The 21,439-nt window shown below is 64.1% G+C and carries 23 protein-coding genes and 1 tRNA gene; 15 read left to right on the plus strand and 9 right to left on the minus strand.

Going from position 1 to position 21,439, the window contains the following annotated elements:
- Positions 1 to 115: 115 nt before the first annotated feature.
- The 4 genes from THIMADRAFT_RS24625 to THIMADRAFT_RS08660 form a co-directional block, all read right to left on the minus strand.
- Positions 116 to 625, minus strand: coding sequence for a DUF2934 domain-containing protein (locus THIMADRAFT_RS24625; RefSeq protein ID WP_007192630.1), 510 nt, complete (start codon positions 623 to 625; stop codon positions 116 to 118).
- Between the two features lie 174 nt (positions 626 to 799).
- On the minus strand, positions 800 to 3,322 hold the full coding sequence (locus THIMADRAFT_RS08650) for an ABC transporter permease (RefSeq protein ID WP_007192631.1): 2,523 nt from the start codon (positions 3,320 to 3,322) through the stop codon (positions 800 to 802).
- On the minus strand, positions 3,319 to 4,053 hold the full coding sequence (locus THIMADRAFT_RS27050; RefSeq protein ID WP_007192632.1) for an ABC transporter ATP-binding protein: 735 nt from the start codon (positions 4,051 to 4,053) through the stop codon (positions 3,319 to 3,321). Before THIMADRAFT_RS27050 ends, THIMADRAFT_RS08650 begins: the two co-directional genes overlap by 4 nt.
- A complete protein-coding gene (locus THIMADRAFT_RS08660; protein WP_007192633.1) occupies positions 4,050 to 4,289 on the minus strand; it encodes a hypothetical protein in 240 nt (79 codons plus the stop codon). Before THIMADRAFT_RS08660 ends, THIMADRAFT_RS27050 begins: the two co-directional genes overlap by 4 nt.
- A gap of 258 nt (positions 4,290 to 4,547) precedes the next feature.
- Between THIMADRAFT_RS08660 and THIMADRAFT_RS08665 the strand changes: the two genes are divergently transcribed.
- The 4 genes from THIMADRAFT_RS08665 to THIMADRAFT_RS08680 all read left to right on the plus strand — a co-directional run bounded on the left by THIMADRAFT_RS08665 (position 4,548) and on the right by THIMADRAFT_RS08680 (position 8,417).
- Positions 4,548 to 5,933, plus strand: a complete 1,386-nt coding sequence (locus tag THIMADRAFT_RS08665) for a polysaccharide deacetylase family protein (protein WP_007192634.1) — start codon at positions 4,548 to 4,550, stop codon at positions 5,931 to 5,933.
- A 44-nt stretch (positions 5,934 to 5,977) separates the two neighbouring features.
- A complete protein-coding gene (locus THIMADRAFT_RS08670) occupies positions 5,978 to 7,444 on the plus strand; it encodes a glycosyl hydrolase family 57 (RefSeq protein ID WP_040730665.1) in 1,467 nt (488 codons plus the stop codon).
- Positions 7,445 to 7,469: 25 nt separating this feature from the next.
- The gene (locus THIMADRAFT_RS08675) at positions 7,470 to 7,865 is read left to right on the plus strand and encodes a DUF2750 domain-containing protein (RefSeq protein WP_007192636.1); all 396 of its coding nucleotides are present in this window, start codon (positions 7,470 to 7,472) and stop codon (positions 7,863 to 7,865) included.
- A gap of 105 nt (positions 7,866 to 7,970) precedes the next feature.
- Positions 7,971 to 8,417 carry a hypothetical protein gene (locus THIMADRAFT_RS08680; protein WP_040730667.1) on the plus strand — a complete coding sequence of 149 codons (447 nt, stop codon included), beginning with the start codon at positions 7,971 to 7,973 and terminating at the stop codon, positions 8,415 to 8,417.
- Positions 8,418 to 8,604: 187 nt separating this feature from the next.
- On the opposite strand, the gene THIMADRAFT_RS08685 is transcribed toward THIMADRAFT_RS08680, so the two are convergent.
- Positions 8,605 to 10,074 carry a 2Fe-2S iron-sulfur cluster-binding protein gene (locus THIMADRAFT_RS08685; protein WP_007192638.1) on the minus strand — a complete coding sequence of 490 codons (1,470 nt, stop codon included), beginning with the start codon at positions 10,072 to 10,074 and terminating at the stop codon, positions 8,605 to 8,607.
- Between the two features lie 174 nt (positions 10,075 to 10,248).
- On the opposite strand from THIMADRAFT_RS08685, the gene THIMADRAFT_RS08690 reads away from it, so the two are divergent.
- Positions 10,249 to 10,575, plus strand: coding sequence for a DUF1244 domain-containing protein (locus THIMADRAFT_RS08690; protein WP_007192639.1), 327 nt, complete (start codon positions 10,249 to 10,251; stop codon positions 10,573 to 10,575).
- A 178-nt stretch (positions 10,576 to 10,753) separates the two neighbouring features.
- Here the strand turns inward: THIMADRAFT_RS08690 and THIMADRAFT_RS08695 are convergent, their stop codons facing one another.
- Together THIMADRAFT_RS08695 and THIMADRAFT_RS08700 are read right to left on the minus strand one after the other, a co-directional pair.
- Entirely contained in the window at positions 10,754 to 11,248 is a 495-nt protein-coding gene (locus THIMADRAFT_RS08695) for a DUF302 domain-containing protein (RefSeq protein ID WP_007192640.1), read from the minus strand.
- 36 nt (positions 11,249 to 11,284) lie between these two features.
- The gene (locus THIMADRAFT_RS08700) at positions 11,285 to 11,566 is read right to left on the minus strand and encodes a cupin domain-containing protein (protein ID WP_007192641.1); all 282 of its coding nucleotides are present in this window, start codon (positions 11,564 to 11,566) and stop codon (positions 11,285 to 11,287) included.
- 171 nt (positions 11,567 to 11,737) lie between these two features.
- Between THIMADRAFT_RS08700 and THIMADRAFT_RS08705 the strand changes: the two genes are divergently transcribed.
- From THIMADRAFT_RS08705 to THIMADRAFT_RS27410, 9 genes are all read left to right on the plus strand, one after another.
- The gene (locus tag THIMADRAFT_RS08705) at positions 11,738 to 12,247 is read left to right on the plus strand and encodes a CinA family protein (protein ID WP_007192642.1); all 510 of its coding nucleotides are present in this window, start codon (positions 11,738 to 11,740) and stop codon (positions 12,245 to 12,247) included.
- Positions 12,240 to 12,752 (plus strand): RNA 2',3'-cyclic phosphodiesterase, encoded by a 513-nt coding sequence (gene thpR / locus THIMADRAFT_RS08710; protein WP_040730467.1) that lies wholly within the window; start codon positions 12,240 to 12,242, stop codon positions 12,750 to 12,752. Before THIMADRAFT_RS08705 ends, thpR begins: the two co-directional genes overlap by 8 nt.
- A 266-nt stretch (positions 12,753 to 13,018) precedes the next feature.
- Positions 13,019 to 14,071 carry a recombinase RecA gene (gene recA, locus THIMADRAFT_RS08715; protein ID WP_007192643.1) on the plus strand — a complete coding sequence of 351 codons (1,053 nt, stop codon included), beginning with the start codon at positions 13,019 to 13,021 and terminating at the stop codon, positions 14,069 to 14,071.
- A 19-nt stretch (positions 14,072 to 14,090) separates the two neighbouring features.
- Complete coding sequence (locus THIMADRAFT_RS08720; RefSeq protein WP_007192644.1) at positions 14,091 to 14,546, plus strand: regulatory protein RecX; 456 nt, start codon at positions 14,091 to 14,093, stop codon at positions 14,544 to 14,546.
- Between the two features lie 34 nt (positions 14,547 to 14,580).
- Positions 14,581 to 17,181 (plus strand): alanine--tRNA ligase, encoded by a 2,601-nt coding sequence (alaS, locus tag THIMADRAFT_RS08725; RefSeq protein WP_007192645.1) that lies wholly within the window; start codon positions 14,581 to 14,583, stop codon positions 17,179 to 17,181.
- 182 nt (positions 17,182 to 17,363) lie between these two features.
- On the plus strand, positions 17,364 to 18,593 hold the full coding sequence (locus THIMADRAFT_RS08730; protein ID WP_007192646.1) for an aspartate kinase: 1,230 nt from the start codon (positions 17,364 to 17,366) through the stop codon (positions 18,591 to 18,593).
- Positions 18,594 to 18,863: 270 nt separating this feature from the next.
- Positions 18,864 to 19,082 (plus strand): carbon storage regulator CsrA, encoded by a 219-nt coding sequence (csrA, locus tag THIMADRAFT_RS08735; RefSeq protein WP_007192647.1) that lies wholly within the window; start codon positions 18,864 to 18,866, stop codon positions 19,080 to 19,082.
- 45 nt (positions 19,083 to 19,127) lie between these two features.
- Positions 19,128 to 19,218, plus strand: a tRNA-Ser gene (locus THIMADRAFT_RS08740).
- Between the two features lie 176 nt (positions 19,219 to 19,394).
- Positions 19,395 to 19,784 (plus strand): hypothetical protein, encoded by a 390-nt coding sequence (locus THIMADRAFT_RS27410; protein ID WP_040730469.1) that lies wholly within the window; start codon positions 19,395 to 19,397, stop codon positions 19,782 to 19,784.
- Positions 19,785 to 19,863: 79 nt separating this feature from the next.
- On the opposite strand, the gene THIMADRAFT_RS08750 is transcribed toward THIMADRAFT_RS27410, so the two are convergent.
- Positions 19,864 to 20,451 carry a hypothetical protein gene (locus THIMADRAFT_RS08750; RefSeq protein ID WP_007192650.1) on the minus strand — a complete coding sequence of 196 codons (588 nt, stop codon included), beginning with the start codon at positions 20,449 to 20,451 and terminating at the stop codon, positions 19,864 to 19,866.
- Between the two features lie 197 nt (positions 20,452 to 20,648).
- On the opposite strand from THIMADRAFT_RS08750, the gene THIMADRAFT_RS08755 reads away from it, so the two are divergent.
- Entirely contained in the window at positions 20,649 to 21,080 is a 432-nt protein-coding gene (locus THIMADRAFT_RS08755) for a pyridoxal-phosphate dependent enzyme (protein WP_007192651.1), read from the plus strand.
- Between the two features lie 118 nt (positions 21,081 to 21,198).
- On the opposite strand, the gene THIMADRAFT_RS28230 is transcribed toward THIMADRAFT_RS08755, so the two are convergent.
- On the minus strand, positions 21,199 to 21,321 hold the full coding sequence (locus tag THIMADRAFT_RS28230; RefSeq protein ID WP_007192652.1) for a hypothetical protein: 123 nt from the start codon (positions 21,319 to 21,321) through the stop codon (positions 21,199 to 21,201).
- Positions 21,322 to 21,439 lie beyond the last annotated feature (118 nt).

A 21,439-nucleotide genomic window follows, 5' to 3' on the forward strand; every position in this document is an offset into this window, starting at 1 on the left:
CTGCGCTTCGCTTGTCCACCCTACGGCGCTTCGCTTGTCCACCCTACGGCGCTTCGCTTGTCCACCCTGCAGCGCCAAATCACCGCAGTGGCGGTGGTGATGAGCACCGCCGGAATCAGCGTCCCGAGATCCGCTTGGCGTTGGCGATCAGGTCGTCGATCTCGCGCTCGGCTTCGGCCCAGTCCTCGACCTCGTGCCCGGGCGCGAAACGGCGCTTTTCGGCACGGTAATAGGCCGCCTCGTGGATCATGTGCATCCGCTCTTCGTCCGAGACGGTGGCGAGCGATTTCAGGCTGATGGATTTCCCTTCGAGAGTGTTCGGGGCGGCGCGCGGCGCGCTGGCTGCGGGCTTTGCGGGTGCCTTCTTGGCGGGTGTCTTTTTCGCTCCGGTGCTCGCCGCGGTCGTCTTGGTTGCCGCCGGCGTTGCCTTCTTCGCAGCGGCTGCCTTTGCAGGAGCGGGAGCGGCTTTGGGCGGCGCCGTTTTCGCCGAGCCGGGGGTTGGTTTGACGGCATCCGCTTTCTTGGCGGTCTTCTTCGCCACGGTCTTCTTGATGACCGTGTTCTTGCTGTCGACGGCCGCCTTCGGGGCCGTTTTTTTGGTTACGATCGTTTTGTCGTCGGCCATGTCGCTCGCTCGCCTCTTGGATTCCGGTGTGGTCTCTTCGGGGTTTTTACTGAGACCCCGTCGGTCATTCGACGTCGTTGATTCAAGACCGGCGGTTTGTTCTCGTCATCGCCGATAAGGATACACGTGATTCTCGCTTCCGTGGCAAGAATGGGTGCATCGATTTCAACCTGCTTACTCCGACCTCAACGCCTGCGCCGGATCCGTGTCGGCCGAACGATAAGCCGGGTAGAGGCCCGCCAGCAAGGCGGCGCTCCAAGCGAGCACGACACCCTGGATCAGGGTCATGGGCGGGATCTGCATCTCCATGGTCCAGCCGAAGGATCGCAGATTGACGACCTCGATGAGGAGGTCCGCCATGACGAGTCCGAGGGGAATCGCCAGTATGCCCGCCGAGAGGCCCAGGATAGAGGTTTGGGTCAAGATCAACAGGGTCAGCTCGCGTCGGGTCATGCCGGTCGCGCGCATCACCGCGTAATCGCGACGCCGTTCCAGCTCGAGCGCCGTCAATGCGCTCAGCACGCCGATGAAGGCTACACCGATCGCCAGTAGACGCAGGACATGGGTGATGGCGAAGGTGCGGTCGAAGATGTCGAGCGATTGCTCGCGGATCTGCTCGTTCAGGCTGACGAGGACCGGGGCATCGAACGTCTCGGTCAAGTCGCGAACGCGTTCGAAGACCTCGGCTCGATCGGTCGTGTCGTCCACCATGATGCCGATGGATGAGACGGTGTCGTCGTTCCAAAGCGCGGCGTAATGGCTGCCGGTCATGACCAGCATGCCCGCATCCGAGCCGTAGTCGCGAAAGATGCCGCCGATCTCGAAGGACTGCCACCCCTGCTCGGTGAAAAGGGCAATCCGGTCGCCGACACCGACGTCCTGGTGATAGGCGTAAGGCTCGGAGGCGAGAATCAGCTCGCCGGCCTCGAAACGCGTCCAGAGATCCGCGGCTTCCCTGCCCTCGAAGCTGAAACCGCTCGGGCTGACCGACGAGGAGGTCAGTCCGAGCAGCAGCACCGAGCCGGTGTCCGACTCGGCCCGCACGCTGCGACCCATGCTGATCTCAGCGATGCCGGGAAGGCCGGCCAGCCGCTGGGCCAGCCCGGACGGCAGGTCGCCATCGGCGCGATTGCCTGTCTCGGATGGCGAAGAGACATAGATGTCGCTTTGCAGGGTCGTGTCGAGCCAGACGATCAGGCTGCTGCGAAAGCTGTCGATCATGACGCCGACCCCGAGGGTCGAGGAAATGGCGACCGTCAGAGCTGCTGCGGCGATGCCGGTACGGGTGATGGATGCGGCCACACCGCGCGCCGCGAGCACGGCGGGGATTCCGCCGATCGGCCCCACGACGCGGGTCAAGCCGAGTGCAATCGCGCGGAGTAGGGCGGGCACACAAAGGCTGAAGCCGAGGATCAGGATCAGAATCGCCAGGAAGCCGAGACCGAGCGAGCGACTCGGGATCTGGGCCGCGCCCCATCCGATGATCATCAGGGTAAAACCGAACGCCCCCAGCCAGAGCACCCAGCGCTGTCCGCGACGCTCCAGGCTGTTGGCGCGGAGCACGTCGCGCGGCTGAGCCCGTGCGGCCTCGATTGCAGGTCCGAGTGCGGCGACCAAGGTAATCAGAAGTCCCGCGGTCATGCCTTTCACGACCGAGAGCGGTGTGACGAAGAGCTCGCGCACGGTCAGTGCGAAATAGATGTCGTTGATGGTGCGGGTGACCAGCTGCACCAATCCCCAGCCGGTGAGGATACCCAAGGCCAGCCCGAGGACTGCTCCGGCGAGCGCGAAAAGCAGCGCCTCGGACAGGACCAAGGCGAACAATTGGGTGCGCGTGCAGCCGAGCGTCCGCAGCGAGCCGAGTAGGCTGCGTCGCTGCAATACCGCGAAGGTCATGGTGTTGTAGATGATGAATCCGCCGACCAGCATGGCGAGCAGGCTCATGGCGGTCAGATTGGTATGGAACGCCCGTGTCATCCGACGCAGGGTCTCGCTGCGTTGTTCTGATGCGACCAGCCGCAGACCGGGCGGAAGCGCTTCGGCCAGAACGGACGCGTCTTCGGGCGTGATGACCAGATCGATTCGGTCGATGGTGCCGATGCGCTCCGTGACCTCTTGTGCGGTTGCGATGTCTGCGATCGCGAGACCCTCGAAACCGCTGGTCTGATCCGAGGTGAGGATGCCGACCAGCTCGGCCGAGAGCTCGCGGGTCCCGATCCGCAGCGGCACGGTGTCGCCCGGAACGACACCGAGTCGCCGTGCGTCGCTCGCGCTCAGCAGCAGGGTATCGGGCTGTGTCAGGATTCGGATCAGCGACGGACCTTCGACCGAGAGACCGCTGCCTCGGACGGAGGAAAAGGCCAGCAGATCGAGTCCGATCAGCGTGAAGGTCGCGTCGGCGATCCGCACCGGCGCCTCGATGATCGGCGAGGCATCGATCGCCGCAAGTCCGCCGTGGCGGCGCAGGTCTGCATAGACCGCATCCGGGATGCCGCCGGAGGCCGATTCGATGCGGTGTGTCGCCCGTCCGGCGACCCGCTCGATCGAGAGATCGAAGGCCCGCCGCGCGCTCTCGTTGGCGATGTCCACGGCGATCACGACCGCTACACCGAGTGCGATGCCGAGTATCGAAAGACCGGACTGCCAGCGATGGCGGGCCAGATAGCGCAGGCTGGCGCGGACGAGGACCGGAATCACCAGGCGAGATCTCGCGCCGAGTCGACCAACTGTCCCTTGTCGAGCGTGAGCACCCGGTCGGCGATGCGCGAGACCGCCAGGCTGTGCGTCACCAGGATGAGGGTCCGGCGCCGATCCGCGAACAGCTCGGCGAGGAGCGCGAGGATCTGCTCGCCGGTCTCCACGTCCAGGTTGCCGGTCGGCTCGTCGGCGAGGACCAAGGCAGGGGAATGGATCAGTGCCCGACCGATGGCGACGCGCTGCTGCTCGCCGCCGGAGAGTTGATCCGGAAATGCACGGGCGCGACCGGCGAGTCCGAGGCGCTCCAGCATCTCGGTGATCCAGGGCATGCCCCGGGCGAGCGAGGTGCCGTTCAGCTCGAGCGGCAAGGCGAGGTTCTCGGCGACCGTGAGGGTCGGGATCAGATTGAAGAACTGATAGATGAATCCGACTTGGCGCCTTCGCAGGAGCGTCAGGCCGGGCTCGCCGAGAGTGGACAGGCGATACCCCATGACCTCGACATGTCCCTGGTCGGGCCGATCGATCCCGGCGAGCAGGTTGAGCAGGGTCGATTTTCCCGATCCGCTGCGCCCCAGCAGGGCGACGCACTCGCCGCGGCCCACATCGAAGTCGATCCCTTCCAAGACGCGGTGCTCGGTCGTTCCCTCGCCCTCGCGATAAAACTTGTGCAGGTCACGGATGCGCAGCACCGGCTGGTCGGCAGGCGGTGACTCGAACGCCGGGGCCTTCATGCGAGCCAACGCACCAGATAATAGAGCCGCTGACCCTCCGATGAGCTCGACGGCCCGTAGACGAGCGCCGGATGGAGACCGCGCTCGGCATGTGCCCCGGAGAGCGCCGTCGCTTCGTCGTCCACGACCGTCACGCAACCCTCCGGGTAGCGCGCACGGTCAGTCCGTTTTGTCTTCACGATCGCGTATCTGTGGTCCAGAGACGTCGACTCGGGGTCGATGAGAATCTTGGGCATGAGGTCTAAGGTCTCGGAGGCTTGGGTCCGCGAGTGCGTCCGGAGCAATCGCCGGGCAGGCGAAAATGGTTTGCCCTTCGGGTCAAGTGGTGCATTCGCTCGGCGTGCTCAAGTGCGAATCGACAGGTTGCGTCGGGTTTTTGGGCGTTGGTCGCGCTTCTGTTATCCTGCCCAACTTCGACGATTCGCTCCTCGTGCCGTCCCGGAATGCTGTCCCCCTAATGCAATCTGCCTCATGACATCTCGGAGTGTCGTACCGTGATCGCCCAGCATGCACTCGTTCTGAACTTGCATCAGCCCGCCGGCAATCTCGAGGAGCTCCTCGACAACCAGAGCTGGGAGGCGAAGGAGATCCTCTTCGCCCTGGATCGCATCCCGCGCAGCCTGTGGGGCCACGAAGACCTGGCCCGCGTCCACATCTCCCTGTCCGGCACCCTGCTCGAGACCCTGTCCAATCCCGAGTTCCAGGAGCGTGTCTACGGCACCGTGGATTGCGGGTCGCTCCTGTGGCACCTCCAGAACGAGAAGCTCTTCGAGGTCTTGGGCACGGGCTACTATCACCCGGTGCTACCCTTGATCCCGGAGGCCGATCGCGAGGAGCAGCTGCGCCGTTGGCTCGGCATCGCACACCACCTGCTCTGGCGTCCGCGCTTCCAAGGGTTCTGGCCGCCCGAGATGGGCTTCTCGATGGAGCTGATCCCGCTGCTGCGCGCCTTCGGCTATCGGTACGTCATGGTCGACAGCGAGCACGTCGAGCCGATCTCGCCGATGAGCTGGCAGGAGCTTCGCTACCGGCCGCACATCGCGCGTTTCGGCGGCGAGGCGATCACGGTCATCGTGCGCGATCGCGACCTCTCCGACGCTCAGGAATCCGGGATGGAGCTGGGTTGGTTCCTCGCCGAGGTCGCCGAGCGGACCAAGTGGTGCGACTTCACGCCGCTGGTGACGACCTGCACCGACGGGGAGAACGGCGGTTGGTTTCGTAACGTAACCGAAGGGGCCAACTTCTGGAGCGCCTTCTATCTGCCGTTGCTTGAGCGTGTCGCCGCCGGCGAGGCCGCGATCGCGCCCACCTTTATCAGCCGCTATCTCGATACCTACGGCGCCCACGGCGAGGTGCGCGTGCGCACCGGCGCCTGGAACACCGGCTGGCACCATGGACGCGATTTCACGCAATGGACCGGCTCGGATCGGCAGAAGCAGGCGATCGAGGCCTTCGCAAAAGCCAGCCGAATGGTCCACGATGCGCGTTGGTACGCCACCGAGCGGGGCGTCCGAGAAGGCCCCGAGGCCGAGGCGATCGAGGAGGCGATGTGGCGTCTGTTGCGCGCCGAGACCAGTTGCCATCTCTACTGGGGCGAGGCTTGGGTGCCGCGCGCCGACGCGGATCTCGAGGCCAGTCGGACCGCGCTCGAGCGTATCGGGATCCGAGCGGATGCGCCGCAGGACGATGCAACCGCTCCCGAGACCGAGCCCACATCCCTACCCGGGTCCGTGCAGACGTCCGAACCCAAGTCCGATTCGGTTCCCGCAACCGGAGCAGTCGCAACGCCTGTCCGCTCCGAAGCGGTCGTCGACGCCGCGCCGAGACCTGAGCCCGGCGGGCCGGATGTCTCGGAAACCGATGCATCGAAATCCTCTTGATCCACTCCGGTAACCCCGGAACCACCTTCCTCCAGGAGTTCAGCGTGAAACCGCTTTCCGAGTACGTCGATGACCTTCCGAATATCTGCGGCCACGAGTCGGAGGTCGAGGCCGTCGTTGCCGACGCGCGCACGCGTACGCTTTTCGCCGATCGCGGCGGCATCGATTTCGGCTCCATCCGCTCGGCGACCGCGATCGCCCTGCACCAGCACCAGCCGCTCATCCCGGCCGGCGGCGGGGATCTGCACAGCGCCGCACTGATCAGCAACCTCCAGTACATGATGGAGAACCAGCACATCGGGGACAATTACAACGCCCCCGCCTTCGTCTGGTGCTACAAGCGGATGGGCGAATTCATCCCGCAGTTGATCGGCGAGGGCAAGTCACCGCGCTGCATGCTCGAGTACTCGGGCACGCTGCTGCACGGTCTGCGCAAGATGGGCGAGCATCATGTGATCGATGCGCTCAAGGGGATGACCTGCAACCCGGACTACAACTGGGCGGTGGAGTGGCTCGGCATGCCGTGGGGCCACGCGGTCGCGCCGTCCACGCCGGTGCAGGACTTCCGTCTGCACGTGAAGGCGTTCCAGCATCACTTCGCCGCCATCTTCGGCTGGGAAGCGCTGGAGCGAGTACGCGGTTTCTCGCCCTCCGAGATGGCCCTGCCGAATCATCCCGACGTCGCCTATGCCTTCGTGAAGACGCTGGTGGACTGCGGCTTTCAATGGGTCCTGGTTCAAGAGCACACGGTTCAACAGCTCGACACCGGTCGGCATCCGGAGCGCCCGCACATCCCGCATCGCCTGGTCGTCACCAACTCCCACGGCGAGACCGCGAGCATCATCGCGATCGTCAAGACCCAGGGGTCGGACACCAAGCTGGTTGCTCAGATGCAGCCCTGGTACGAGGCGCAAGGGCTGCAGCGTGTTGCGCTCGCCGGCAAGTCGATCCCGCCGCTGGTCACCCAGATCGCAGACGGCGAGAACGGCGGCGTCATGATGAACGAGTTCCCGGGGAAGTTCATGGAGGTGGTCGGGGCGTCGAGCCACACCGACACGCCGATGATGAACGCCAGCGAATACCTCGAGCACCTGTTCGCGCTCGGCATCAAGGAGTCCGATCTCCCCGAGATCCAACCCCTGTTCCACGATCGCATCTGGGCGCGCATCCAGCCCGGCGACGGGCCGGAGAAACTGGAAAAGGCGATCGCCGAGCTCAAGCAGGAAGACGGTCGATTCCATATGGAAGGCGGCAGCTGGACATCCGATCTGTCCTGGGTGAAAGGCTACGACGACGTGTTGGGTCCGATGGAGGAGGCGAGCGCCAACTTCAACCAAAAGGTCCTGATCCCCGGCGTCCCCGCCAACGACCCGCGTTACCGCAACGCGCTCTTCCACCTGATGGCCTCCCAAACCAGCTGCTATCGCTACTGGGGACAGGGTCTTTGGACCGATTACGGACGCGAGATCTGCCGACGGGTCAATGCGATCCTCGAGCAGGATTTCGGCTGACGACAACCTAGGACACGACCTCGCAATGAATGCATTTCCGAATGAAGAGGATCTCACGGGCAGTTTCGACATGCCGGGTGAAGAGCGCTATATCGCGTTTCTTGCACGGGTCACACAGCAGGGCCAGGTCTGGACGTTGAAGGGGGATGATGGCTTCATCGCCTTCTCAGACGATGAAGGACGGGATTGTTTTCCTTTCTGGCCCGACGCGGCATGTGCCACGGCGCTGGCGACGCAGGATTGGGCCGATTGCCGCGCCGAGCCGTTGGCGCTCGAGGTCTTCATGACCCGTTGGTTGACCGGTATGGCGAAGGATGGCCGGATGGTCGCCGTCTTCCCCGCTCCCGATGGCTCGGGCGTGGTCATTGCGCCCGAGACCCTGTTGGAGGATCTTCGGGAGGAGGGGGAGCAGGGCGCTTAACGGGGCTGTGTTGATGGGATGATCCGAGGCCGCTCGCCCGCGGGATGAACGGTTGCTCGCGCGTCCGTCGAGGTCACTCGTTTTGGTCACGAAGGGATGAACGCCGTGAACGATACCTTAAGCAAGATCAAGGCTCAGGCAGAGCGTGCCCGAACCTCGCACGAGGAGGTCAAGGAGACGTCGCTGGAGAAGGCACAGCGTCGACACGAAGCGGCGCTGCCCTTGCTGAAGGCGTTCGCCGACGTTCAGGACAACTTCGTCAAGATCGATGTGCTCAAACGCATCTGGCCTCGGGACTACGATCGGCGACCCGACCGGGTTCACGGCTTAGTGGCAGCTGTCCTCGGCGGAGAAGCCCACCCCTGCGGCATCATGCTGCATGTTCCCGGCGGTCTTTGTTCCTTCGAGGTGCGCGAGAGCTGGGACGGCAATATCACCTATGTGAGCTCGCGCGAGACCAACGGATCGAGACCTCTGCTGTGGCAGTTCGACCAGCCCGATCCTTGGCTCGACGGGTTCTATCGGACCATGGCAGGGCTGCTCGAGGTTTAAACCGCGTCCAGAGCGAGATGCTACGTTTCGAGTGAGCTCGACGTTTGCTGCATCCACGGCCCTTAGCGGACACGCGGTTTAAAATTATCCATTTTTTAATATCTTAAACCGCGCCTTCTCCGACGGTTGTTAAATCTGCCGGGGTCGATCCCGTCCAAGAACATCGCATACCGCCGTCAGGCGCGGTTTAAGTCTCGGTGATCTCGCACGCGATCCGGTCATCGGGAGCTCCCTCGCCGCGGAGCAATTCCGCCAGCCGTCCGATAGGCGCTTCCGGACCGGCCAGATAGAAACGCAGGCCGCGCAGATCCGGATGATCGGCGCGGATCACCGCGAAGACATCGTCCGCCCGGCCGCTCATCAGCGGGGTTAGATGGAAGTTGTCCAGGGCATCGGCGAGGGCGCGCCCCCAACGTCCTTGGTGGTGCCCCTCCGGATACTGCGTGTCCCAGTAGAGGTGGAAGGACTCTATGACGTCGATCGAGACGGCGTGCTCGATCAGGCTCTTCGCCGGCGCGATGCCGTCGCCGAAGGCGATGAAGACCGCCGGCTCCGGCGCGTCCTCGGTCAAGACGAATCGCCCGTACGGCCCCTCGACCGTGATCAGATGGCCGGGACGCAGTGGTTTGAAGACCGCCTCGGAGAAGGTATCGCCACCCAGTCTGACGTAAAACCAGAGATTTCGGGCGTTGCAGGGACAGCTTGCGATCGGCAGCTCGCGGCTCGCGCCGTCTTCGAGCGTAAGGCGCACGCGCTGCCCAGACATGAACCTCAGCGTCTGAGTCCGCGGGGTCTGGACGTTCAGCGCGACCAAGTCCTCCGAGATCTGCTCGAGCTTGCGTAGGCTGGCTCTGATCTCCTGATGCGGGAGATCGGTCACGCAGAGCGCCTCGGCGGCTTCGATCATCACGTCGGTCACGGCGGTGTGGGAGCAGGTCAGGAGATAGCCCATCGCCTTCTCGCGCTCGCTCAAGACATAATCGTGCTCGCGAATTCGGCGCGTCTCCCCGCCGATCAAGCGCGCCTTGCAGGCGCCGCAGTTACCGCTCGCGCAACCGTAATTGAGGTTGATTCCGGCGCGGACGGAGGCGTCGAGAATCGACTCGTTGCCCTCGACGAAGTAGTCGTGACCACTCGGGATGAGTTTGACGTTGGCTGCCATGATCCGAAGAAAGGTGTCTTTGGCGAAGAGTCGTGCACGTTCGTCCGTCGCCGCGCCGGCGTTCAGCGACGCGCGGGCGCCGAGGAACCAGTCGCGTGTCTCGTATGCCTGTTCCCGGCTGCCGGGAGGGGCGGAATCGGCGAGCGTCTGAAGGCGCTCGCCGACCCGGTCCAAGAGGTCTTCCGCGGCGCTCAAGGCCGACATGCGCTCGACGAGCGTCTGGCTCATCGCCCGTAGCCGTGCGACCAGGACCTGCGGGCTGGGCAGCGCTGAGTCGTGCCCCTCGGTCTTGGGAAGCGCATCGGACTTGATGCGCTCGACCCGTTCGAGCGCCGCGTCATCCGTGAGGCTGACGGACGGAAAGGCGCGCAGGAGGTCGCTGACCGCGACCGATCCCTCGAAAGTGGCGATCTCGCCGCGTCTGATGCGCCGCTGCAGCTCGGCGCGGCTGACGCCGGCCAGGCGGGCGGCGCGGGACAGGCTCAGGTAGTCCACGGGCGTGAGTCTCCGATGTGGCCGGCAGGTCGGGTTGTTCTACGCAAGGCGTTGACGCGGGTCGAGGGCGCAAAACCGCCTTGCTGCCCTGATATCCTAGATCCACGAGTATCCGCGCCTTAGGGTGCGACTTCAATCCATCGGCTCAACCCGCCCTTCGTAAGGAGAGACGACGTGGACGACAACACCAAGGTCCAGATCGAGGCCGCCGCGTTCCGCGGTCTGATCGAGCACCTGCAACGCCGCACCGACGTGCAGAACATCGACCTCATGAACCTGGCCGGCTTCTGCCGAAACTGCCTTTCGAAGTGGTACATGAATGCCGCTGCAGAGCGCGGCATCGAGATGTCCTACGACCAGGCGCGCGAGGCGATCTACGGGATGCCGTACGCGGAGTGGAAGACCCGCTATCAACAGGAGGCGACCAAGGAGCAGGCGCGTCTGTTCGAGGAGACTCAGCCCTTGCACGCCTTCGTGAGCGGCCACGGTGGAAAGGCTTAGGCGCTCGGGGTAGCGCAGGTGGTTACAATGCCGGCACGTAGGGTGGACGAGCGAGAGCGAAGTCCACCCAGACCAGCGCCGGCGTTGGTGGACTGCGCTGCGCTTGTTCACCCTACAGCGCTTGTCCAGCCTTCCGCCTGTCTACCCGAGCGCTCCGAATCGGCGGCGTGGCCGTGTGTTAGAGATCCCCGGTGGCGCCCGCGGTCATGATCTCTTCGATGGTGTCGCGCACCTTCACGGCATGCTCCATCAGGTTCGGCGGCAGGTCGGCCATCCCGATGACCTTGTCGAGATCGAGCGTCGTCAGCCACGCCTTGCCGTCCTGATCCTCGATCAGGGTGATTCGACAGGGCAGATACGCAGAGAAGTCGATGTTCTCCTTGATCATCTCGTTGGCGATCCGTGCGTCGCAGAACTGGAAGATCTCGATGCGTTTGGTCTCGACCCCCATCGATTCCAACTCCTTGTAGAGCGGCAGGTGAGCGACGAGTTTGAAGTTCAGCGAGTTGGCACGAAGCTTCATCGATTCGACGGCGTCGTCCATCGAGACGTCTTCGGCCAGCGGCATCTTGAGCACCGTATCGGCGATCGTCATGCCTTCGGCATGGGATTGCGAGGCGAGGAAGGTCAAGGGCAGCAGGGCGATCAGCAGGGACAGCAGGATCTTTCTCATTGTCGCATCTCTCCGGTGAATGAATTGTTCTTGTGCTCAATCGAATCGGTAGTGCTTCTCGACCGGCTCGACGACCTCCCAGGTGCACTCCATGCCGGCCGGGAATGTGATGAGGTCGCCGCGGCTGAAGGTCTGAGGCTCGCCGCCGGCCGGGGTGACATGAAAACGCCCGCGTACCACATAGCAGGTCTCGGCACGATCGTAACGCCAGGGAAAGGTCGAGGGCTCTTTCTTCCAGACCGCCCAGTCCTCGACGCCGAGGACATCCAGCTTGGCGGGGGATGGTTTATGCTCGCAGTAAATCTCAAGGTCGGTCATCCATCGGCTCCGGGGTCGGCCGCCGCGATCGGCGGGTCTCGCTTTGATGCGTCGGCATTGTGGAGCGATTCCGTTGGATTTTCCACCCGAGAGACCGATCGGCGGGCCGCCGTCCGCCCTGGTGCCCGAAAAACCTTTGCGTCTTCCGCGCCTTTGCGATTTGATTCGGCCATGAATGACCCCTGCCCCCCCTGCGATCAAGAGCCGAGCGCTGCACGGCTTGCCGAGTTGATGCTGCGCTCGGGTCTGCGGCTTGCTGTCGCGGAGTCCTGTACCGGCGGTTGGTTGGCGAAGGTCGCGACGGATCTCGCCGGGAGCAGCGCCTGGCTCGATCGCGGTTTTGTCACCTACAGCAACGCGGCCAAGCAAGAGATGCTCGGCGTACGAGCCGAGACGCTTGTCGCGCAGGGTGCCGTGAGCGAGGCGGTGGTTGCCGAGATGGCCTTGGGCGCGCTCAGGCACAGCCAAGCCGAGGTCGCGGTTGCCATCAGCGGCGTTGCCGGTCCCGGCGGCGGTAGTCCCGAGAAGCCGGTCGGGACCGTCTGCCTGGCCTGGGCTTGGCCGGAGGGCCAAGTCGCGACTCGACGGTTCCATTTCGACGGTGATCGTGATTCCGTGCGGCGGTGCTCGGTGCAGGCGGCGATCGACGGTTTGGTCGAGCGGCTCGGCAACCTTGGCTGAGCGCTGGTTTTTCGCCCTTTGGCCGGATGCCGCGGTCCGCGATGCCTTGGCTGTACGCGTCCCCGAGCTCTTGTGCGTCGGCGCACGGGCAACCCACCCGAGCGATTTTCATCTGACGCTCGCCTTCCTCGGCCCGCTCGCACCCGACGTGCTCGCATGTGCGGAGCGGGTTGCGGATCGGATTCGAGCCCCTGGATTCGATCTCGAGCTCGATCGGGTCGGTCATTTCGCTCGGGCGCGCGTGCTGTGGTGCGGGCCCGCATCGCCGCCCGCGTCTTTGTCTGCGCTGGTGTCGGAGGTTCGGCAGCAGCTCTCCACATGCGGTCTTGTCGCCGATCCGCGTCCGTATCGGCCGCACATTACGCTCGCACGCAAGGCGGTGGCGCCTCCGGTGTCGGAGTGGTCCGCAGCGATACATTGGTCGGTCCGCGAGCTCGTGTTGGCGGCCGGAACCGGTGGTCCCGGGCCGCGTTATCGGGTGCGTCGTCGATGGGCGTTGATCTAGCGTGCCGCCGGCCGCACTCCGCACAAGCGCGGCGCGCGTGCGATGTGCGCAATTTGAATGCCTTGCACGCCCCGATGGGCGCTATGCCTTGTGACGTTTGCCGATTCGCTATGCGATAATCCGCAACTTGCCGCGCCGGGCGACGGAATCCTCGGTGGATGCCGGTAGCTCGCCGGTTGCGGTTCCGACGTCGCTCGTGTCGGATCCGGACGTTGCAGCAGAAGCCCCTACGAATGATCAAGCCGATCAGGTTCAACGGAGACCCAATGGACGACAACCGCAAAAAGGCACTGGCCGCCGCGCTGACCCAGATCGAAAAACAGTTCGGCAAAGGTTCGGTGATGCGCATGGGCGACACCGGCGTCATTCGTGAGGTCGAGGCCATTTCGACCGGGTCGCTCGGCCTGGATCTCGCGCTCGGGATCGGCGGCGTGCCTAAGGGGCGCGTGGTCGAGATCTACGGACCCGAGTCCTCGGGTAAGACGACGCTCACGCTGCACATCATCGCCGAGGCCCAAAAGGCCGGCGGTACCGCTGCCTTCGTCGATGCCGAGCATGCCCTGGATCCGGGATACGCCGAGAAGCTCGGCGTGAACATGAACGATCTGCTGGTTTCCCAACCCGACACCGGGGAGCAGGCGCTCGAGATCACCGATATGCTGGTGCGCTCCGGCGCGGTCGACGTCGTGGTTGTCGACTCGGTCGCCGCGCTGACCCCGAAGGCGGAGATCGAAGGCGAGATGGGCGACTCCCACGTCGGTCTGCAGGCGCGTTTGATGTCTCAAGCGCTGCGCAAGCTCACCGGCAACATCAAACGGTCGAACTGCCTCGTCATCTTCATCAATCAGATCCGGATGAAGATCGGCGTGATGTTCGGCTCGCCCGAGACCACGACCGGCGGCAACGCGCTCAAGTTCTACGCCTCGGTCCGGCTCGATATCCGCCGCATCGGCAGCATCAAGAAGGGTGACGAGGTCATCGGCAACGAGACCAAGGTCAAGGTCGTGAAGAACAAGGTGGCGCCGCCTTTCAGACAGGCCGAGTTCGACATCCTCTACGGGCAAGGCATCTCGCGCGAAGGCGAGATCATCAGCCTGGGGGTGAACGAGGGCTTCATCGAAAAGTCAGGCGCCTGGTACAGCTACGAGGGCAATCGCATCGGACAAGGCAAGGACAACGCGCGTGTCTACCTGTGCGAGAACCCGGAAATCGCCAAGGCGATCGAGACGAAGATCCGCGACAAGCTTCTCCCCAGGGTGGGTGATGCCCTGCACGGCGCCGGTGTCGAGCCGATCGCCGAGGCGCCCGCGGAGATTTAGGCCGAAGCCCCCTCGAGCGATGGCAGAACCGGACCCCTTAACGGAGATCGTCGATCGCGCCCGCCGGCTCCTCGCCATCCGCGAGCATTCGCGCTTGGAGCTGACGCGTAAGCTGCGCTCGCGTGGGTTCGATGACGCAGGGATAGCGCAGGCAATCGACCGTCTGGTGGTCGAGGGCGCGCTCGATGAAGACCGTATGGTCGAGCAGTATGTCGCCGAGCGCGCAGCCAAAGGGTTCGGACCCTTGCGAATTCGCGCCGAGTTGTATGAAAAGGGCCTACCCGATACCCTCGTCGACCCTCATCTCGACACCATGCGGGATGACTGGGTCGCCTATATGGCAGAGATCTACGATCGCCGATTCGGGACCGAGCCGCCGTCCGACCGCACCGAGTACGCGCGGCGCGGTCGTTTTCTCGAACAACGTGGGTTTCCCTCCGAGATGATCCGCCGCTTCCTGCGCCGGCCCGATTGATCGGCCGGCGTCCGCAGTCCAACCGAGCATACCCATGACCACGAGTGCAGAGCTTCGAGCGAGTTTTCTCGACTATTTCGCGCAACGCGATCACGAACGCGTGCCGTCCAGCCCGCTGGTGCCGGCCAACGACCCGACCCTGCTCTTCACCAATGCCGGGATGGTGCAATTCAAAGAGGTTTTCCTCGGGCGCGAGCGGCGCGCCTACAACCGTGCGGTCAGCTCGCAGCGGTGCGTGCGCGCCGGCGGCAAGCACAACGACCTGGAGAACGTCGGCTACACGGCCCGGCATCACACCTTTTTCGAGATGCTCGGCAACTTCAGCTTCGGCGATTATTTCAAGCGCGAGGCGATCGCCTTTGCCTGGGACTATCTGACCCGCGTCTTGGCCCTGCCGCCCGAGCGGCTCTGGATCACCGTCTATACCGAAGACGACGAGGCGGCCGACATCTGGCTGAAGGAGATCGGCGCCGATGCCTCGCGCTTCTCGCGTTGCGGGGCGAAAGACAACTTCTGGTCGATGGGCGAGACGGGTCCGTGCGGTCCCTGTTCCGAGATCTTCTATGACCACGGCCCCGAGATCCCCGGGGGGCCGCCCGGCTCGCCGGACGAGGACGGTGACCGTTACGTGGAGATCTGGAATCTGGTCTTCATGCAGTACAACCGCGATGCCGAGGGCAACCTGACCCCGCTGCCCCGTCCATCGGTCGATACGGGCATGGGTCTGGAGCGGCTTGCAGCCGTCATGCAGGGCGTGCACAGCAACTACGAGATCGATCTGTTCGTGCGGCTCATCGACGCGGCGGCGCGCGCGACCGGCTGTGCGGATCGCGAGAACAAATCCCTGCGGGTCATTGCCGACCACATCCGCTCCGCGGCCTTCCTCATCACCGACGGGGTAACGCCGGGCAACGAGGGCAGGGGTTATGTCCTGCGTCGCATCATGCGCCGGGCCATTCGGCACGGCTACCAGCTCGGTTGCACCACGCCATTCTTTCATCGATTGGTGCCGGCGCTCGTTGCCGAGATGGGAGCCGCCTACCCCGAGCTGGTCGCGTCTCACGAGCATGTCGAGCGCATCATCCTGCTCGAAGAAGAGCGCTTTGCCGAGACCCTCGAGCACGGTATGCGTCTGCTCGACGAGGCGATCGCGGGCCTCGGCGATACGCGCATTCCGGGCGAGACCGTCTTCAAGCTTTACGATACCTATGGCTTCCCGACCGACCTGACCGCCGATATCGCCCGCGAGCGTGGCTTGGCGCTGGATATGGACGGATTCGAGCAGGCCATGGCGCAGCAGCGCGAGCGCGCACGTGCCGCCAGTCAGTTCGGAGGCCCGGCCGGTCTCGAGATCGACGTCAAGGGCGAGACCGAGTTTTGCGGCTACGAGCGGCTTCACGAGGAGGTGACGGTCGTCGCCCTCTACTCCGCGCGCGGCTCCTGCGACCAGCTCGCCGCAGGAGAGGAGGGTCTGGTCGTCTTGGATCTGACGCCCTTCTACGCGGAGTCCGGCGGCCAGGTCGGCGATCGCGGCTGGCTCCTCGGCGAGGGCGGCCGGTTCGAGGTGTTGGATACCCAGAAGAAAGGCGAGGGTGCCGTCGGTCATCTCGGGCGTGTCGCCGAGGGTATCCTGGCGGTCGGCGATCGGGTCGAGGCCCGTGTCGACGGCTCGCGGCGGCGCGCCACCGCCCTGAATCATTCCGCGACCCACCTGCTGCATGCGGCCTTGCGCCGAGTTCTGGGCGAGCATGTGCAGCAGAAGGGCTCGCTCGTCGGTCCGGAACGACTACGCTTCGACTTTTCCCATTACGAGGCGGTTTCGCGCGAGCAGGTATTGGAGATCGAGCGGATGGTGAACCGCGAGGTTCGCGAGAATCATCTCGTCGAGACCCGTATCATGAGCCTCGACGATGCCAAGGCATCCGGTGCCATGGCGCTCTTCGGCGAGAAGTATTCCGATCAGGTCCGCGTGCTGCGCATGGGGGACTTCTCCACCGAGCTGTGCGGAGGCACCCATGTGAAGGCCGTCGGCGATATCGGCCTGGTGAAGATCATCGGCGAGAGCGGCATCGCTTCCGGGGTGCGGCGCATCGAGGCCGTCACGGGTGCGGGCGCGCTCGACTGGATCGAGGCGGACGAGGACCGTCTCATCCGCACCGCGGGGCTGCTCAAGGGCGGACGCGAAGACGTCGACCAGCGGGTACTCCAGCTGCTCGAGCGCAGCCGCCGGCTCGAAAAGGAGCTCGAGCAGCTCAAGGCTAAGCTCGCCAGTTCCGCCGGTCAGGATCTGGCGTCGCAGGCGGTCGTGATCGACGGCATCAAGGTGCTCGCCGCGCGTCTCGAGGGGGCCGACTCCAAGGCCCTGCGCGTCACGCTCGATCAGCTCAAGGACAAGCTCGGCTCGGCTGTCGTCGTCCTCGCGACCGAGGGCGACGGGAAGGTCAGCCTGATTGCCGGCGTCACCAAGGATCTGACCGACCGTCTCAAGGCCGGCGATCTGATCCGAGAGCTTGCGGAGAAGGTCGGCGGCAAGGGCGGAGGACGTCCCGACATGGCCCAAGCCGGCGGCAACGACCCGGCGGGTCTGCCCGCAGCCTTGGCGCTCGTGGACGGCTGGGTGCGGCAGCGGGTCTAGTCTGCATGTCAAGTGACGCAGGCGTGGATCCGGCCGATCCCGACGTGCCCGGGGTTGCGTGGGTTCGCGCGGCGAGGCATCGGGACCATTGAAAAACGTTTACTTTACGTCCTTTGCGCCTTTACGGTTCATCGGAGCTAATACACCGGGAGAGATCGAGACGTGGGTGCCGGGAGAATGCGATGGGGCTGATCGTCCAGAAGTACGGCGGCACATCCGTGGCCAATGCCGAGCGGATCAAGGCGGTTGCCGAGCGCGTCAAGCGCTGGCGTGACGAGGGTCATCGGGTCGTGGTCGTGGTCTCGGCCATGTCCGGCGAGACCGATCGACTGGTCGGGCTCGCCAAGCAGATCCAGGAGCGCCCCCTCCCGCGGGAGCTCGACGTGCTTCTGTCCACCGGGGAGCAGGTGACCATCGCCTTGCTGAGCATGGCGCTCGACGCGATGGGCTGTGCCGCCCGCTCCTACACGGGAGGGCAGGTCCACATCCTCACCGACAGCGTCCACAATAAGGCCCGCATCCACGACATCGACGGCGCTCGGGTCGGTGCCGATCTCGAAGCCGGTCGGGTCGTGGTCGTCGCCGGTTTCCAGGGTGTCGACGCCGAAGGCAATATCACCACGCTCGGGCGCGGCGGTTCCGACACCTCCGCCGTAGCAATCGCGGCGGCCCTGAAGGCCGACGAATGCCAGATCTACACCGATGTGGACGGCGTCTATACCACGGACCCGCGTGTCGAGCCCAACGCGCGCAAGCTCGATCGCATCACGTTCGAGGAGATGCTCGAGATGGCGAGTCTCGGGTCCAAGGTGCTGCAGATACGCTCGGTCGAGTTTGCCGGCAAATACAGGGTGCCACTGCGCGTGCTTTCCAGCTTCGAGGAAGGCGAGGGCACGCTCATTACGTTCGAGGAAGACATCGTGGAAGACGCCAAGATCTCCGGAATCGCCTTCAGCCGAGACGAGGCCAAACTGACCGTGCTCGGCGTCCCGGACCAGCCCGGTGTGGCCTACAGGATCCTCGGCCCGATTGCCGACGCCAACATCGAAGTCGACATGATCATCCAGAACATCGCCGCCCAAGAGGCGACGACCGACTTCACCTTTACGGTTCACCGCAACGATTTCCCGCGCGCGCTGGAAATTCTCGATCGAACGGCGAAGGAGTTGGGAGCGCGTCAAGTGCTCGGCGACAGCCGGATCGTGAAGATCTCGCTGGTCGGCGTCGGGATGCGCAGTCATGCCGGAATCGCAAGCCTCATGTTCTCGACCCTGGCAAAGGAAGGAATCAATATCCGCATGATATCGACCTCCGAGATCAAGATCTCGGTCGTGGTCGACGAGAAGTATCTCGAGCTGGGAGTGCGGTCCCTGCATGATGCGTTCGGTCTGGGCGGGCAGGCATCCTCTTGAGCCTGGTCGAGTCGAGCATCGACCGTCGGTCGGCTCGAATCTGCCGCGTTCACTTGGAATTGCATTTTCGAGGACAATTATCCTTGCGGAGCGCGCGAAACGTTTGGGTTCTTGCTCGCAGGTGCTAAAATCCTCCAACGGGGCTTGGTTTCTTACACCCAATCGGTGGCCGGCAGTGCCTTTAAGACAACCGACCCCCCCCGAAACGTTGGGTTGACGGTTCGGGTAATATCATTCAATCGGAAAAGGGAACGTAAGGGAGATTAAGCGATGTTGATTCTGACCCGCCGGGTTGGCGAAACCCTCATGATCGGCGACGAGGTCACGGTGACTGTCCTCGGTGTCAAAGGAAACCAGGTGCGGATCGGGGTCAATGCACCTCGTGATGTCGCCGTGCATCGGGAGGAGATTTACGAGCGCATCAAACGTGAGCAAGCCGAAGGTGGCCCGATCGCCGGAGCGGTTCCGCCCGGAACTCGCCTCGACTGAGTCTGTAGCCAAGGACGCGTAGGCAGGATAAACTACGCGTTCGTCGGAGAGATGGCCGAGTGGCTGAAGGCGCTCCCCTGCTAAGGGAGTATAGGCTAATCCCCTATCGAGGGTTCGAATCCCTCTCTCTCCGCCACTATTTTTTAAGTAGCTACACTAGAAAGAAAATTCCAGTCAAGTCTTACCCCTGTCCACCTTCTGATCCAACTTATCCGTTGCCCTTCTTGGTCGCTCCTTGAGCGGCGTCATGTGGTCCGGTCTGCCGACTAGACGCAGGCCTGTTTCTTCCGTTGTTCGAAAGCTGCGCCTGGAATGCTCGCCTCGTCGGCAGCCTCGCACAAGATCGGGCAACGCCCGCGGATCGACCAACTGGCCGAGCGTCGACTCAAGGATGATCCACGTATGTCCCCGGAGGACCTCATCTCCAAATGGCAAGGCGTCACGCCCGACGGGCGTGCGGCGTGCCCAGGTGCTCTTGCCGTGCTCAATGTCGAAGAAAGGATGACTGACCTCATACGCCTGCCATGGAGCGAGACCCGATCCCGAGCGGTGGGCGAGGCCAACAAGATACTGGATGCGCTCAAGGCCAGCCCGACGACGGCACGGGCCAAGGCCAAGTTCGTGCCGGCGACCGATGGTCTGGATCCGGATGCCGAGGATCTGAGCCCCGGGGAGACCATCGCCTGCGATTACCCGAAGTGACCGTCCAGCCAGCGCCGCCAACCCGCGAGCGAGAGCGCTTCGAGCGGGCCGCTCGCCGGGTCGGCGAGATCCGCGTTGTTCATCGAACGGACTCCTCGCTCCCCCGCACTGGCGCGGTGGGCGCCGCGCGGGACCTGACCCGATTCGGATACCAGGTGGTCAGGATCACGCCACAGACCAGCAGCACATAGCTGATGGTCTCGTACTGCCAGGGCTGGAGCAGGACGGATTCCATCTTGCCGAAGGCCAGCAGCGCGTTGAGCGTGAAGATCGTGCCCCAGGCCGAGGTGAGGATAAAGTTCGTGCGCAGAAACACCGGATCGTTCCAGAGCGACGGGTCCGTGTGGGCGCGGGCATAGTCCAGCGTGAAGGGCTTGCGGATCAGCACGCTGAACCAGGTGGCGGTCGCGAGCATCCCGGCGGCGAGCACCCCCATGTGACGAATGGTCCAGAGGTCTTGGAAGCCGATGACGGCGATGCCCGCGAGCGAGAAGAAGACCAGGCCCGCCCAGAGGATGACCCCGCGGTGAATCCCGGTCAGACCGAGGATCACGGAGATGGCCAAGGCGACGCCCAGGCCTAATTGAAGACGGAACAAACCCTCGTGGGCGATCACCATGAACGCCAGCCAGGGGCTAAAAGCGAGCAAGAGTCTGAAGAAAGACATCCCGGAAATTCCATGTCGTGTGTATAGCCTAGTGACTGCACATTCTATCAACACGGCGCATGGTGGTTTAGATCGGCTCGGCGGTCGCCGACCGGCCGGGAAGAGGAACCCCCGGCACGGCCTAGCATGCCCCGGCCGCGCCATTGCATCATCGGAGCAGACCGCGATCACCCTCTCATTCTTCGGAGAAGTCCCCGATGACGGCCCCAACCATTCCCCGCCTGAACCTGGCCCACCTACCCACGCCCATCGAGCCGCTGCCGCGGCTGTCGGACCTGCTCGGCGGTCCTCGGCTCTTCATCAAGCGCGACGACCAAACCTGCCTTGCACTGCGCGGCATCAAGACCCGCAAGCTGGCGTTCCTGGTGGGCGAAGCGCAGGCGAAGGGGGCCCGGACCCTCGTCACCGCGGGTGCCTGGCAGTCCAACCACTGTCGCCAGACAGCCGCGGCTGCGGCCCGCTGCGGGATGGACTGCATCCTTGTGCTGACCAACCTCATAAGCGAGGTCATCTGGGTCTTCGCCCGCTCCGCGGGTGTTGTCGGTCACTCGATTCAACTGGAATTCCTCAGAGTAATCCGCGCTGACCCTGCCGGATTCGTCCGCCGCTTTTGCGGCTGTGCGGTCTAGCTGGTCTTGGGGCGGCTCAGGCGACCCTAACGGCAGCAATCGGCCATTAAGAGGCATCTCGCCTTCGACTGCCATCGGCGACTATGTATGCATCGCAGACCGGCCATCGAACGGTTCCTTATCCCGGTGGCGATGGACTCTCCTTTTCTGCGTTGCGGGTACAAGATCGGACCGGCTCGCCGATATGGTCGAGAATCCGGTCGATGGGTGCGGCATCGGTGACGAAGGCGATGATGCGCATGTCGGGGCCTCACTTGGGGCAGGTTAGCGGCATCGACTCAAAAGTCGTACCTGCAACATTGACCAGAGACAGCGGGCCGGGGAGCGGACGTTCGAGGCCGACGCAGCAGGGGCAGCGG

Origin of the sequence: Thiocapsa marina 5811 (genome assembly GCF_000223985.1) — a bacterium.
In the GTDB taxonomy this organism is placed as follows: Bacteria; Pseudomonadota; Gammaproteobacteria; order Chromatiales; family Chromatiaceae; genus Thiocapsa; species Thiocapsa marina.

Coding starts and splice junctions, on each gene's coding strand:
- THIMADRAFT_RS24625 (WP_007192630.1), bottom strand. CDS start 625: ATGGCCGACGACAAAACGATCGTAACCAAAAAAACGGCCCCGAAGGCG.
- THIMADRAFT_RS27050 (WP_007192632.1), bottom strand. CDS start 4,053: ATGAAGGCCCCGGCGTTCGAGTCACCGCCTGCCGACCAGCCGGTGCTG.
- THIMADRAFT_RS08660 (WP_007192633.1), bottom strand. CDS start 4,289: ATGCCCAAGATTCTCATCGACCCCGAGTCGACGTCTCTGGACCACAGA.
- THIMADRAFT_RS08675 (WP_007192636.1), top strand. CDS start 7,470: ATGAATGCATTTCCGAATGAAGAGGATCTCACGGGCAGTTTCGACATG.
- THIMADRAFT_RS08695 (WP_007192640.1), bottom strand. CDS start 11,248: ATGAGAAAGATCCTGCTGTCCCTGCTGATCGCCCTGCTGCCCTTGACC.
- THIMADRAFT_RS08700 (WP_007192641.1), bottom strand. CDS start 11,566: ATGACCGACCTTGAGATTTACTGCGAGCATAAACCATCCCCCGCCAAG.
- THIMADRAFT_RS08705 (WP_007192642.1), top strand. CDS start 11,738: ATGAATGACCCCTGCCCCCCCTGCGATCAAGAGCCGAGCGCTGCACGG.
- recA (WP_007192643.1), top strand. CDS start 13,019: ATGGACGACAACCGCAAAAAGGCACTGGCCGCCGCGCTGACCCAGATC.
- THIMADRAFT_RS08720 (WP_007192644.1), top strand. CDS start 14,091: ATGGCAGAACCGGACCCCTTAACGGAGATCGTCGATCGCGCCCGCCGG.
- alaS (WP_007192645.1), top strand. CDS start 14,581: ATGACCACGAGTGCAGAGCTTCGAGCGAGTTTTCTCGACTATTTCGCG.
- THIMADRAFT_RS08730 (WP_007192646.1), top strand. CDS start 17,364: ATGGGGCTGATCGTCCAGAAGTACGGCGGCACATCCGTGGCCAATGCC.
- csrA (WP_007192647.1), top strand. CDS start 18,864: ATGTTGATTCTGACCCGCCGGGTTGGCGAAACCCTCATGATCGGCGAC.
- THIMADRAFT_RS27410 (WP_040730469.1), top strand. CDS start 19,395: ATGCTCGCCTCGTCGGCAGCCTCGCACAAGATCGGGCAACGCCCGCGG.
- THIMADRAFT_RS08750 (WP_007192650.1), bottom strand. CDS start 20,451: ATGTCTTTCTTCAGACTCTTGCTCGCTTTTAGCCCCTGGCTGGCGTTC.
- THIMADRAFT_RS08755 (WP_007192651.1), top strand. CDS start 20,649: ATGACGGCCCCAACCATTCCCCGCCTGAACCTGGCCCACCTACCCACG.
- THIMADRAFT_RS28230 (WP_007192652.1), bottom strand. CDS start 21,321: ATGCGCATCATCGCCTTCGTCACCGATGCCGCACCCATCGACCGGATT.